Annotated in this window: 10 protein-coding genes; 7 read left to right on the top strand and 3 right to left on the bottom strand. The window is 71.7% G+C overall.

The annotated features are described in order from the left end of the window. Nucleotides 1-227: 227 nt before the first annotated feature. Nucleotides 228-1,733: a polysaccharide biosynthesis tyrosine autokinase gene (locus ACJ5H2_RS03245; protein WP_408898126.1), complete on the bottom strand. Its 1,506-nt coding sequence runs from the start codon at nt 1,731-1,733 to the stop codon at nt 228-230. A gap of 41 nt (nt 1,734-1,774) precedes the next feature. On the opposite strand from ACJ5H2_RS03245, the gene ACJ5H2_RS03250 reads away from it, so the two are divergent. From ACJ5H2_RS03250 to ACJ5H2_RS03280, 7 genes are all read left to right on the top strand, one after another. Continuing rightward, a complete protein-coding gene (locus ACJ5H2_RS03250; protein WP_408898127.1) occupies nt 1,775-3,613 on the top strand; it encodes a DUF4012 domain-containing protein in 1,839 nt (612 codons plus the stop codon). Nucleotides 3,614-3,737: 124 nt separating this feature from the next. Beyond that, nucleotides 3,738-4,607, top strand: a complete 870-nt coding sequence (locus tag ACJ5H2_RS03255; RefSeq protein ID WP_408898128.1) for a cobalt transporter — start codon at nt 3,738-3,740, stop codon at nt 4,605-4,607. Then, nucleotides 4,604-5,242, top strand: coding sequence for a hypothetical protein (locus ACJ5H2_RS03260; protein WP_408898129.1), 639 nt, complete (start codon nt 4,604-4,606; stop codon nt 5,240-5,242). The genes ACJ5H2_RS03255 and ACJ5H2_RS03260 overlap by 4 nt, the downstream gene beginning before the upstream one ends. 11 nt (nt 5,243-5,253) lie before the next feature. Beyond that, nucleotides 5,254-9,777, top strand: a complete 4,524-nt coding sequence (locus tag ACJ5H2_RS03265; RefSeq protein WP_408898130.1) for a LamG-like jellyroll fold domain-containing protein — start codon at nt 5,254-5,256, stop codon at nt 9,775-9,777. Nucleotides 9,778-9,993: 216 nt separating this feature from the next. Further along, complete coding sequence (locus ACJ5H2_RS03270; RefSeq protein WP_372449664.1) at nt 9,994-10,074, top strand: putative leader peptide; 81 nt, start codon at nt 9,994-9,996, stop codon at nt 10,072-10,074. A 139-nt stretch (nt 10,075-10,213) separates the two neighbouring features. Beyond that, nucleotides 10,214-11,062 carry a sulfurtransferase gene (locus tag ACJ5H2_RS03275; protein ID WP_408898131.1) on the top strand — a complete coding sequence of 283 codons (849 nt, stop codon included), beginning with the start codon at nt 10,214-10,216 and terminating at the stop codon, nt 11,060-11,062. Next, nucleotides 11,062-11,370 (top strand): DUF1416 domain-containing protein, encoded by a 309-nt coding sequence (locus tag ACJ5H2_RS03280; RefSeq protein WP_408898132.1) that lies wholly within the window; start codon nt 11,062-11,064, stop codon nt 11,368-11,370. The genes ACJ5H2_RS03275 and ACJ5H2_RS03280 overlap by 1 nt, the downstream gene beginning before the upstream one ends. Before the next feature lie 93 nt (nt 11,371-11,463). On the opposite strand, the gene ACJ5H2_RS03285 is transcribed toward ACJ5H2_RS03280, so the two are convergent. Next, nucleotides 11,464-12,255 (bottom strand): GntR family transcriptional regulator, encoded by a 792-nt coding sequence (locus ACJ5H2_RS03285; protein WP_408898133.1) that lies wholly within the window; start codon nt 12,253-12,255, stop codon nt 11,464-11,466. A gap of 98 nt (nt 12,256-12,353) precedes the next feature. Then, nucleotides 12,354-13,124 (bottom strand): 3-oxoacyl-ACP reductase FabG, encoded by a 771-nt coding sequence (gene fabG / locus ACJ5H2_RS03290; RefSeq protein ID WP_408898134.1) that lies wholly within the window; start codon nt 13,122-13,124, stop codon nt 12,354-12,356. Between the last annotated feature and the right edge of the window lie 24 nt (nt 13,125-13,148).

The raw sequence follows: 13,148 nt of genomic DNA on the forward strand, positions 1-13,148 counted from the left end.
CCGGTGGACGAGCCGGCCCCGGTGCTTGAGGTGCGAGGAACGCCAGCCACGAGCCAGTTCCGGTGGTTGAGGTGCGAGGAGCGCCAGCGACGAGCCAGCTCCGGTGGTTGAGGTGCGAGGAGCGCTAGCGACGAGCCTCGAAACCTCCGGGCCGATGCCGCTGGGCCGGGGGTTTCGAGGCTCGGCCGTGGACGGCCTCGCACCTCAACCACCGGCGGGGGTCGGGCTCAGGCGCGGCGGCGCCCGGAGGACTTCGCGTCCTTGTCCTTGCCGGAGCGGCCCGCGGGGCTCGTCTCCTCGTAGTAGTAGTAGTAATACGAGCCGATCGCGCGCTTGGCGACCATGTTGACCACGACGCCGTAGAGGCGGGCGCCGACCTGGTTGAGGCGGTTGATGGCCTCGTTGACCTGGTCCTTCGTGGTCTTGGCATGGCGCACCACGATGATCACGCCGTCGGCGAGCTTCGCCAGCACCGACGCGTCGGCGACCGGCAGCAGCGGCGGCGCGTCGATGATCACCATGTCGTACGACGACCGCAGCCGGCGGATCAGGTCGTGGGTGATCTTCGACTGCAGGATCTCCGTCGGGTTCGGCGGCTTCGCACCGCTGGCGAGCACGTGCAGCCCGCTGGCCTCGTGGACCTGGATCGCGTCGTGGATCTCGGTCTTGCCCACCAGGGCCGTGGTGAGGCCGATCGCCGGGTCGAGACCGAGCGTGCTGGCCACGCGGGGGCGGCGCAGGTCGGCGTCGATGATCAGGGTGTTGCGCCCGGTCTGGGCGAGGGCGACCGCGAGGTTGGTCGAGGTCATCGTCTTGCCCTCGCCCGGGACGGCGCTGCTGATCACCAGGCAGCGGGGCTGGTGGTCGAGGTCGATGAACTGCAGGTTGGTGCGCAGCAGCCGGAACGCCTCGGTCCGCGCGGCGAAGCCGCCGAGGTCGGTGAGCAGCGGCGCGGAGCGGATGTCGCCGTCGAAGCCGATGCTGGCGAGCACGGGGGAGTCGGTGAGCTCCGCGACGTGGTCGGCGGTGCGGATCGTGCGGTCCAGGATCTCCCGCGCCACCGCGAGGCCGATGCCGAGGAGGATGCCGATCAGGGCGGCGACGACGAGGTTGAGGACGACGTCGGGGCTCACCTGGGCGGCGCTGTACGACGCCTTGTCGGTGATCTGCGCCTGGATCTGCGAGTCCTCGGTCGCCCCACCGGGCGTCTCGAGGCCGGCGACGTAGGTCGTGAACTCCTCCGTCGTGACGTCGGCGATGGTCTGCGCGTCGCGGGGGTTCTCGTCCTTCACCGTGATCTGGATCAGGGACGTGCTCTCCACGACCTCCGCGTCGATCCGCGAGGCCAGCTGCTCCGGCGTCATGTCGAGGTCGAGCTGGTCGATCACGCGCTCGGCGAGCTCGGTGCTCTTCACGACCGTCGCGTAGGAGGCGGCGCGGTTGGACGCGAACAGCAGCGCCGCGTAGGCGTCGGTCGTGTCCCGCACGTCGACGGTGAGGAAGATCTGCGTCTTCGACTCGTACATGGGAGTGCGCGTGAACGTGATCGCAGCGCTGACCCCGAGCGCGAGCAAGATGATCGTCACGATGCTCGTCCAACGGCGCCGCAGCACCGTCAGAAATTGCTTGAAGTCCAAGTCCCATCCCTTGCTTGTGACATGCGTCCCGACCCGACCGACTGCCGATCCTAGGCCACGCTCCTGTACCCAACGCTCCGCGCGGTGGTTGGTCACTGTCCCACGTCCGCGGATCCTGCGCTGCTAGTCTCCCGGGCATGTCGCCCGAGATCCGGCGTCGGCGCCGGTCTCGCGGCCTCCGGCGGCTGCTGCGGCGGGCGCGCCGGTTCCGGGAGGACCACCCTCGCGGGAGCATCGCGGTCGTCGTCGGCGCCGTGGTCCTGCTCGGCGTGGCGTGGTCCCTGTGGGTCGTCCTCGACGCGAGCCGGGATCTCCGGGAGGTCGAGCGCCAGGCCCGTGTGATGCGCGCCGCCCTGGTCCGCGGCGACGCCGCCGGCGCCCGGACGGCGCTGGAGGCCTACCAACGCGCTGCCGATGCCGCAAACGAGACCACCCACGGACCCACCTGGTCGGTCTTCGCCGCGGCTCCGCTGCTCGGCGACGACGCCGAGGGCGTGGCGACCGTGGCGGCGGTGCTCGCCGACCTCGGCCGGGACGGGCTCACCCCGGTGGCGGACGCCGCTGACCAGGTGACGGCCGACAGCTTCCAGCCCGTCGACCACACCTTCCCGTTGGAGCGGATCGCGGCCCTCGAGGAGCCGGCGGAGCGGAGCGAGGCGGCCTTCGACTCCGCGAGCGCCCGGCTGGCCGAGGTGGACTCGTCCGGCTTCCTCGGTCCGATCGGCTCGGCGTTCGAGACCCTGGAGACGCTGGTCGTGGACGCCCGCAGCACCCTGCAGTCCACCTATCGCGCCTCACGGCTGATGCCGCTCCTGCTCGGCCAGGACGAGCCGCGTCGCTATCTCCTGGTGTTCCAGAACAACGCGGAGTCGCGCAGCAGCGGCGGACTTCCCGGCTCGCTGTCGCTGGTGCACGCCGAGGACGGCGACGTCGAGATCGTCGAGCAGGTCGACATGGCCGAGCTCGGCGCGACGCCGGAGCCGATCCTGCCGCTGACGTCCGAGGAGGAGCGGCTGTTCGGCCGGATCCTCGGCACCGTGGGAGTCGATGCGACCCTCACTCCGGACTTCCCCCGCGCGGCCGAGCTGATCGCTGCCCGCTGGGAGGCGGTCCGGGGTCAGCGGCTCGACGGCGTGCTGTTCGTCGACCCGGTCGTGGTGTCCTATCTCCTCCGGGCGACCGGCGAGGTCCCGGTGCCGGGCTATGCCCCGGTGACGGCCGGCAACGTCGTCGCCCGTGTGGAGAACGAGATCTACGCCCTCACGCCTGGCACCCAGGCGCAGAGCGACTACCAGGAGGCCGTCGCGAAGGCGGTCTTCGACGCCTTCTCCGACGGCTACGGCAACTCCGCCGAGGTGATCCGGGCACTGGTCTCCGGAGTCCAGGAGGGCAGGGTGCGGACGCACTTCTTCTCCGACCGGGCCCAGCGCGAGATCGCCGGCACCCGGATCGCGGGCGAGTTCGTCGAGCGCACCGACGGACCGCCCGTCGTGGGCGTCTACGTCAACGACGCCGGCCCGACGAAGATGCAGTACTACCTGCGCCAGAAGGCGCAGATCTTCTCCCGCCGCTGCGAGGGCGGACGCCAGCAGATCGGCGCGTCGATCACCTTCACGAATGCGACGCCGGCGCGCGCCGACGAGCTGCCGGACGCGATCACCGGTGAGTTCTTCCCCGGCAACCGCACCGATCCCGGCCAGCAGCTGCTCGTGGTCTACGTCGGCGCGCCGTACGGCGGGACGGTCGAGTCGGTGGCCATCGACGGGCAGTCCGGCGGCGACCCCACCGTGGCGACCTACGCCGGCCGCGACGTCGCCACCGTCGGCGTGCTGCTCGATCCCGGCCAGTCCCAGACGGTCGACGTACTGCTGCGCACGGCGGAGGGCGACAGCGAGGACCCGCGTCTGGAGATGTCGCCCGGGGCCGCGCCGGGGAGCTCGAACGCCACCGTCCGCTCCGCCTGCGGCGTTCGCTGAGCCTCGGCGGGCCGGGCGGCCGCCGGGCGACACGCCGCGTGGCCCCTGCTCTTTACCTTCGAGTCACCCGGGCGCCACGGATCGACGCCATCGGCGTCACCTGGTGTGGTGAGCATGGCTGCCCGTGCCCCTCACCGCCCAGGTGGCGCGACTGGCTGATGCCCTTGTCGTCCCGACCCCCGCCGCCCTCGACGACCGTCTCGTCGACCTCGTCTCCTCGCCCGGCTTCGTCCCGGCCGCGTTCGCGCTGGCCTTCGCGGCCGGCGCCGCCCACGCCGTCGGCCCGGGCCACGGCAAGAGCCTGGCCGCCGCCTATCTCGTCGGCTCGGACGGCAAGGTGCGCGACGCGGCCTGGCTCGGCGCGTCGGTGGCACTCATGCACACCCTCTCCGTCCTGGTCGTCGCCCTCGCCTGGACCTTCCTGTCGCTCTCGGACCTGCTCTCCCTCGAGCGGCTGACCAGCGGGCTGCAGCTGCTCGCCGGGCTGATGGTGGTCGCGGTCGGCCTCTGGCTGTTCCGCCGGCACCTCCGCGGGCACGGTCATGGGCACGGCCACGGGCACGGTCATGGGCACGGTCATGGGCACGGGCACGGGCACGGTCATGGGCACGGTCATGGGCACGGGCACGGTCATGGGCACGGGCACGGTCATGGGCACGGGCCCAGCAGGCCAGGCCTGGTCCTCCTCGGCATGTCCGGCGGTCTGACGCCGTCGCCCGCCGCCTTCCTGGTGCTGGTCACCGGGATCTTCACCGGCCGCGCCGGCTTCGCGCTGCTGCTGGTGGTCGTCTTCGGTCTGGGCCTGGCGAGCGTGCTGTTCGGCGTCGGGCTGCTGGCCCTGGCCGGCCGCGACGTCGTCGTGCGCGCCGCCCGGTCCCGGGCCCTGGTGAGCGCGGCGACGCGGCTGGCCCCCGTCCTCGCCGCGGCGAGCATCACGGTGGTCGGCTGCGTCGTCACCACGACGGCGATCGGTCAGCTGGCGGGTGCCGCATGATCGCGGCGCACCCGTTCGGCGACCCCCAGACCGTCGAGATCGCACGGGACGCCGACGACCCGGCCGTCGTCCAGGTCACCTGGAAGGTGGGCGCCGCCGACGACCTCACCCTCCTCGGCATCCACCTCGGCGTGCTCCCCGAGGACCGGGTGATGCTCGACGGCGCCATCGCCTACGACGCCGGCGACGCCGCGCTCGTGCGGGAGGCCCCCGCCGTGCAGGCCTATCTCCTCGACCACGTCACCGTCAGCGCCGCGGGCAGAGAGTGCACGGGGGAGGTCGCGGCGACCGGCGACCTGGTCGCCCAGGGTGCCCAGCTGGCCTTCACCTGTGCGGCGACGGTCGAGGAGGCGAGCGTCGAGGTGACCACGCTGACCGACCTGCACCCGGCCTACCGCACCCTCGCCACCGGCCCCGACGGCCAGCACCAGGTCTACGCCTCCGACACCTCCAGCCATGCGTGGGCTCTCGGCCCGGCCACCGGGACGGCCGCGCCCTCCGAGCAGTCTCTCGGCACCGGCGCCAGCGCGGCCCTCCAGATCGGCGGCGTCCTCGGCGCCGCGCTCCTCCTCGCCGCCGCCGGTGCCCTCGTGGCCCGGCGCCGGCGGACCGTCACCACCCACCCCCACCCCTAAGGAGACATGTCGTGCACGCACGACCGATGCGCAGGCTCCGGCTGCTCGCCACCACGGCGAGCGTCGTGGCCGTCGCCTCAGGTGGCCTGCTGGTCACCCCGAGCCAGGCCGCGCCGGCCCCTGCCCCGGAGGTCTCGAGGCTCGTCGCTGGCGCTCCTCGCACCTCGACCACCGGGGGGCTCGTCGCTGACGCTCCTCGCACCTCGACCACCGCGGCGGATGCGCCGGTCCCCGACGTCCTCGACGTCGCGTTCCCGGGCGGCGTGCCGACCGACGCGGCGCAGTCGCTGGCGCCGATCACCTACGGCACCCCGACGTACGGCGCCGACCCGGTCCAGGGGCCGGTCATGACGGTGGACGGCGTGGACGACGCGGTCGGCTTCCCGTTCGAGGAGCAGTGGCCCAAGCTCGCGACCGGCGCCAGCATCGAGTGCGTGTTCAAGGTGAACACGGCGATGCCGGTGTCGAAGGAGATGGACCTGTGCTCCGACAAGGAGGCGGGCGGCCTGTCGCTCTACGTCACCGGCGGCAACCTGGGCTTCATGGGCCACATCGGCGGTGGCTACAAGAGCGCGCTGACGCCGATCGAGGGCAACCGCTGGTACCACGCCGTCGCCACCTGGGACGGCAGCCAGATCAGGCTCTACGTCAACGGGCAGCTGGCCCAGACCACGGCGGCCAGTGGCGCCCTCACCGCCCCGGTGGCCACCGCGCAGCGCTTCATCGTGGGCGCCGACGCCAGCCCGACCGGGATCGGCCAGCCGGCGCCGCCGAGCACCTTCGCCGCCGCCGGCGTCTTCTCCCGAGCGGTGACCGCCGACGAGGTGAAGGCGCTCGCCGCCGCGTGGGACACGGCCGTCCCCACGCCCGACGCCGACGTCCTCGACGTCGACTTCGCCGACGGCACCCCCACGGAGCGGGTCCGTGACCTGGCCGTGAAGACCTTCGGCAGCCCGACGGTCGGGCACGACGAGGCGCTCGGCCGCGACGTCGTCACGCTCGACGGAGACGACGCCTACGGCTACGCGCTCACTCCGCACTGGGGCGAGATGAGCACCGCCGTCAGCATCGAGTGCACCTTCCGCTACATGGGCTCGCTCCCGACCGGCACCGAGGCCTCGGTCTGCTCGGGCAAGGAGGCCGGTGGCTACTCGATCTACGTCAACGAGGACAAGGTGGGCCTGATGGCCCACATCGGCGGCGGCTACAAGACGGCCCGCGCGACCATCACCGCCAACCGCTGGTACCACGTCGTCGGTGTGTGGACCGGCACCGAGATCCGGCTGTACGTCGACGGCGCGCTCGCCGCGACGACGCCCGCCACCGGGGCCCTCACCCTGCCCAACGCCACCGCGCGCGCCTGGACCGTCGGTGCGGACTCCTCGCCCAACGCGGGCGCGCAGTTCTACACCAAGGGCAAGCTCGCGAACGCCCGGATCTACGGGCGCGCGCTGAACGAGACCGAGATCAAGGCGCTCGACATCGCCGCCTTCGGAGAGCACCCCGACGCGGGCGTCAGCCTGACCGGATCGGTGCCCGCCGCCGGCCAGCGCCTGACCGCGCCGGTCGAGCTCGACCTCGACATCGCCCACCAGGACAACGCCACCGGCTGGACCTACCTCCTCGACGGCGAGCCGATCGCCGAGGGCGACCTCGTCGGTCCCGGTCTGCATGCCGGCGCGCACACCCTGACGGTCACCGCCGTCGACGTGTTCGGCAAGCAGATCGGCTTCACCATCCCCTTCGAGTCCGACACCATCCCGACCGGCGGCGGCACCGGATCGGGCGAGGGCAAGGGCGTCGTCCAGCTCTCGGCCATCGCGACCAGCCCCGACGGCGGGGAGGTCACCACCACGTTCCGTGAGGCGACCGCCACCGTCGCTCAGGACGGGGTCCAGGGCGTCGTCACGAAGGTCCCCACCACCCTCGACTTCGCCTCCGAGGACGCGCGGCCGGTCTCCGGCCGGATGACCCCGGACGACGAGCAGTCGGCAGCGAGCGCCACCAGCGGCGACATCCCGTTCCAGCGCTTCGACGTGCCGGTGGGCTCCGCCGTCGTGGGCCAGCAGGTCGTCTGGAAGGGCGTCGTCGACCCGGAGCGCTCGGTCACGCTGCGCGCGTGGAGCACCGAGACGTCGCAGTGGGTCGTGCTGGCGACCGCACGCGGCGTACGGGACGGCGAGACGGTCCTCAACGGGGTGGTCCGCTCGGCGATGGTCGACGACGGCACGGTGCACCTGCTGGTGCTGGGCACCGACCCGTTCGCCGACGACCTCGCCCCGCGCGACGAGACTGCGGCGGAGTCCAAGGACAGCTTCGAGAGCCCGGACGACTACGACTTCTCGCTCGCCCACTTCACCGACACCCAGTACCTCGCCGAGGGCGCCGCGGGCGGCACCTACGACGACTGGGACGGCAACGCCGAGGCGTCGGACCAGATGAAGGAGGAGGAGCGCGCGATCTGGGACCGGGCCTACCGCGCCACGACCGAGTGGATCGCCCAGCAGGCCGGTCCGCGCAAGATCAAGTGGGCCGGGCACACCGGCGACATCATCGAGAACGACTACTACAACCCGCTCGCCACGAACAGCACCGGCCAGCTGCTCTATCCGGGCCTGGACGAGCAGGTGACCCGCGAGTTCGCCTTCACCTCCGACGCGCAGAGGTCGCTGGACGCCTCGGGCATCCCCAACCAGGTGATCGCGGGCAACCACGACAACCAGCTCGGCAACGAGACGGGTCCGACGTCGCGGTTCAACGAGTACTACGGCCCGGACCGCTACTACGACGTGGCGACGTCGTGGCCGGCCGGCGCGTCGTACCACGCCTGGGACGAGGTGAGCGACGCTCAGGGCAACGTCAGCACCCCGGGTCAGGACAACCAGAACAACTACGTCCTGTTCTCCGCGGGCGGCCTCGACTTCGTCGCCGTCGGCCTGTCGTACGGCGTCACCCAGGCCGAGGCGGACTGGGCGAGCTCGGTGTTCGAGCGCTACCCCGACCGCAACGGCATCCTGCTGACCCACGCCTACATCGCCCCCTCCACGGCCAAGGACGGCCGCGGGGCGAGCTTCTCGGGCGACGGCTCGAAGCTGTACGACGAGGTGGTCGCCGCCAACCCCAACGTCTTCCTGATCCTCGCCGGTCACGAGCACGGTGTCGGGACCAACCTGAAGACGGGCGTCGGCGCGACCGTGCAGCACGACGTGGTCGAGCTGCTCGCGGACTACCAGTTCTACAAGGTGTCCGCGCGCGAGCTGTGGCCCGACAAGGTCGACGCCGCCGGCAACATCGACCTCGACGGCGACGGCGCCACCGACCACAAGGCGACCGACCTGCTGCAGTTCGGCGCCAGCTGGCTGCGCCTGCTGCAGTTCGACGTGGAGCGCTCGGAGGTCAGCATCGACACCTACTCGCCCCACTTCGACAACTTCGGCGCCACCGAGTACGACGACCGCAAGCGCTACAACGGCGCCGAGGACAACCTGGTGCTGCCGGTGGACCTGTCGAGCCGGACCACGACCTTCGCGACGGACGGGCTGACCGTGGTCACCCCGACCGACACCGTCATCGGCACCGACACCGCCGCGTCGGGTTGGCCCGCGAGCGTGGAGTGGAAGGGTCTCGAGGAGGGCGAGGTCTACGCCTGGACGGCGGAGAGCCGCACCACGGACGGGGACCGGATCGGCTCGCTGCGCCAGTTCGGCACAGTGTTCCGCGCGACGGCGGCGGGCACCGACGTGACCGCGCCGACGATCGTCGTACCGGCCGAGACCACGCTCACGGTGGGCGACGTCTTCGACCCGCTCGAGGGCGTGAGCGCGACCGACGACGTGGACGGTGACCTCAGCGCCGCCGTCACCCCGATCGGGACCGTGGACACCGAGAAGCCGGGCAGCTACGCGCTGACCTACGCGGTGTCCGACGCGAACGGCAACCAGGCCCTCGCGTCGCGGGTCGTGCGGGTGGTCGCGGCCGTCGACGACCGGGCCGCCACGGCGGTGTCGGTCGGCAATGTCGCGGTGACCTTCGGCGAGCAGCCCACCCTGACCGCCCGAGTGTCGCCCGCGTCCGCCACCGGGCTGGTCCGCTTCCTCGAGGGCGAGGAGGTGCTCTGCGAGGCGATGGCGGCCAACGGCACCGCCTCGTGCACCGTCGCGACGCTCCCGCCGCCGGGTGACTACGTGGTCGTCGCGTCCTACGTCGGCGACGCCGGCCACAAGGAGGCGCAACGCTCCTTCGTGCTGAAGGTGGCGGACGCGGCCAAGGCCGACCCGCGGCTCAAGGCGAAGGTCGCGAAGGCCTCCCTCGCTCGAGGCGCCAAGGTCGTCTTGAAGGCGAAGGTCGCGCCGGGCGTCAGCGGCCAGGTGACCTTCCGCAGCCGCGGCCGCACGCTGTGCGTGGCCACGGTCGAGGACGGCGTCGCCCGGTGCGCGGTGCGCCTGAGGCCCGGAGCCTGGAAGGTCAAGGCGAAGTACGCCGGCAGCTCGGCGCACGCCGCCGACAAGGCGGTGGTGCGCTTCCGCAAGCGCTGACCTCCCGCTCGCTCCTCCGCCGTACGGCGGGGCCGTCCTGGGCCCGTCGTACGGCGGAGCTGTAACTACCTGTTCGTGCTGCTACCTGACCCGTAGACGGGTAAGGGAGCGACGCGAACAGGTAGTTACAGCTCGGCGTCTCGCCATATGGATAGCCGTCTCACAATCCGGTACGCCGAGTTCGTGGATGCGGCAAAGCCGCCTAGGCTCTTCCCCATGTCGACGACCCTGCTGCTGACCAAGCGGCGCGCGGTGGACAACTGCCGCGTCAGCTCGGCGCTGTGTCGACCCTGCTGACGGGTCTCTGATCGGCCTCTCGCCGTCCCGTCGCTTCCACGGCGCCGCTGCCGCGCCAGGACGCTGCGTCCTGCCCTGCCGTGGCGCTGATCCAGCACCGTCGTACTGCATCAACGCAACCACCGAGAAGGAAACTGCCATGAGCCGCGAGAATTCGCTCGTCTCCACCCAGTGGGTCGAGGACAACCTCGGCGCCGAGAAGGTCGTCGTCATCGAGGTCGACGAGGACACCACGGCCTACGACAAGGGCCACATCCCCGGCGCCATCAAGCTCGACTGGACCACCGACCTCCAGGACCAGGTCCGCCGCGACTTCGTCAACAAGGAGCAGTTCGAGGCCCTCCTGTCCTCGCGCGGCGTCGCCAACGACGACACCGTCATCCTCTACGGCGGCAACAACAACTGGTTCGCGGCCTACGCCTACTGGTACTTCAAGCTCTACGGCCACCAGGACGTCAAGCTGATGGACGGCGGCCGCAAGAAGTGGGAGCTCGACAGCCGCGAGCTGACCGACGAGCTGCCCCAGCGCGCCGCGACCACCTACGTCGCGCAGGAGCAGGACCGCTCCATCCGCGCCTTCCGTGACGACGTCGTCGCCGCGATCGGCAGCCAGAACCTGGTCGACGTGCGCAGCCCCGACGAGTACGCCGGCCGCCTCCTCGCGCCGGCCCACCTGCCGCAGGAGCAGTCCCAGCGCGCCGGTCACATCCCGACCTCGGTCAACGTCCCGTGGAGCAAGAACGCCAACGACGACGGCACCTTCAAGTCCGACGAGGAGCTGCAGGCGCTGTACGACGAGGTCGGCTTCGACGAGAACAAGGACACCATCGCGCTGTGCCGCATCGGCGAGCGCTCCTCGCTGACCTGGTTCGTGCTCCAGGAGCTGCTCGGCAAGAAGAACGTCAAGAACTACGACGGCTCGTGGACCGAGTACGGCTCCCTCGTCGGCGTTCCGATCGCGCTCGGCGACGAGCCCGGTGACGCCTGATGTGCGGCGCGAAGGTCGGCGGCCTGTCGCTTGACGGCGTCAACGTCGCCAAGGAGGCCGTGATCCAGGGCCAGGTCGTGCGCGGCACCGGCGAGGACGCCGCCCCCGTGGCGAGCGCCTACGTCCGCCTCCTCGACCAGTCCGGCGAGTTCACCGCGGAGGTGCCCACCTCCGCGACCGGCCACTTCCGGTTCTTCGCCGGCGACGGCCAGTGGACCCTGCGGACCCTGGCCCCCAAGGCCGACCCGGTCGACCGCGTCGTCCAGGCGCAGACCGGCTCGGTCGCCGAGGTCCTCATCACCCTCTGAGCAGCCTGAGCGGCCCGAGCGGCCCGAGCAGCCCAGCCACGAACGGCTCGGACGACTCCTGTCGTCCGAGCCGTTCGTCACTCTCGGGACGGTTCAGCCGTGGGTCGGCACCGAGGAGATCGTCGCGTAGTGCGGCCCGTCCCCACCCGGAGCGCCGCGCAACCCGCGTCCCGGTGTGCGCATCGTGATCCGGACGCGGTCGGAGCGGAACAGGTCGTGGGAGAACTCGAACGGGGTGCCGGCCGTGTCGTAGGTCGTGCGGGTGATGGAGACCAGGGGATCGCCGACGGCGACCCCGAGCAGGGCCGCCTCCTCGTCGGTCGCGTGGACCACCTCGACCACCTCCTCGGCGTCGGCGATGGTGACGCCGTAGTCCTGCTCGATGAGCTCGTAGATCGAGCCCCCGAGCGGTTGCTCGAGGAGACCGGGGAAGCGGTCGGCGGGAAGCCGGGCGTGGTCGAGCGAGAAGGGTGTGCCGTCGGCGAGCCGCAGACGGCGTACGTCGACGACCAGGTCGCCCTCGGCGAGCTGCAGTGCGCGACGGGTGGGGGCGTCGGCGACGCCCATCCGGGTGGCCACGACGCGGGTACCGGCGGAGTAGCCCTGGCGCGCGAGATACGCGGGCACGCCGACGACCTTGGTCAGGTCGTGCTCGACCTTCGCGTGGCTGATGAACGTCCCGCCCCCGCGCCCGGCGACCCGGCGGACGAGGCCCGCCTCCTCGAGGGCGGCCAGCACCTGGCGCAGCGTCGCCCGGCTCACGCCGTAGTGCTCCGCGAGCTCGCGCTCGCTGCCCAGTCGAGCGCCGGGAGGGAGGGTGCCGGCGCCGATGTCGGTCAGCATCCGCCTCCGAAGGGTCTCCGCGACGGCATGCTCGGTGGCCATGGTGCGCCTCCTTCCTGTCCGTCGCCATCGGTCGGCCCGATCCGCCGAATGGTCTGACCAGACAGCTGCAACCTACCCCAGCGTGGTGGCGAGCCCGGTCAGATCTCCTCCAGCGCCTGCAGTGACTCCGGCAGCACCTGGCCACCGTCGACGACGAGGGTCTGCCCCGTGATGTAGGACGCCTCCTCGGTCGCGAAGAAGAGCGCCGCGTGACCGATGTCCGCGACCCGGCCGAGCCGCTTCTGGGGCACGCTCGCGGCCATCGCGGCGAGATAGTCCTCGCCGAGCCCGTCGAGGCCCTCGGTGGCGATGTTGCCGGGCAGCACGGCGTTGATGGTGATGGCCCGCGGCGCCAGCTCCAGGGCCGCCGTGCGCACGAAGCCCAGCTGGGCGGCCTTGCTGGCACCGTAGTGCGACCAGCCCGGATAGCCGGTGTAGGGGCCGGTGATCGACGACGTCACCACGACCCGCCCACGCCCGCTGGCGGTCAGCGCGTCCAAGCAGGCCTGAACGGCGAACACGGTGCCGTTGAGGTTGGTCCCGATGACGCCGTCGAGGTCCGCCGCGGTCATCGCCTCAAGGCGCGCGGCGGGGAAGATGCCCGCATTGGCGCACAGCACGTCGATGCCGCCGTGCCGCTCGACGGTGGTGGCGGCCATCCGGTCGCAGTCCTCGCGGACACTCACGTCTGCGATCACGTACGACGTCTCGCCGCCGATCTCGCGGCAGGCGGTCCGCAGCGACGACTCGTCGCGGCCGGTGATGACGACGCGGGCCCCGGCCCGTGCGAAGACGGCGGCGATGCCGCGCCCGATGCCCTTGCTGCCGCCGGTGACGAGGACGGAGCATCCGTCGAGTGAGGTGAACATGAGGTCTTCCGATCCGTGGGAGAG

The organism is Nocardioides pymetrozini, from assembly GCF_046058985.1.
Lineage (GTDB): Bacteria > Actinomycetota > Actinomycetes > Propionibacteriales > Nocardioidaceae > Nocardioides.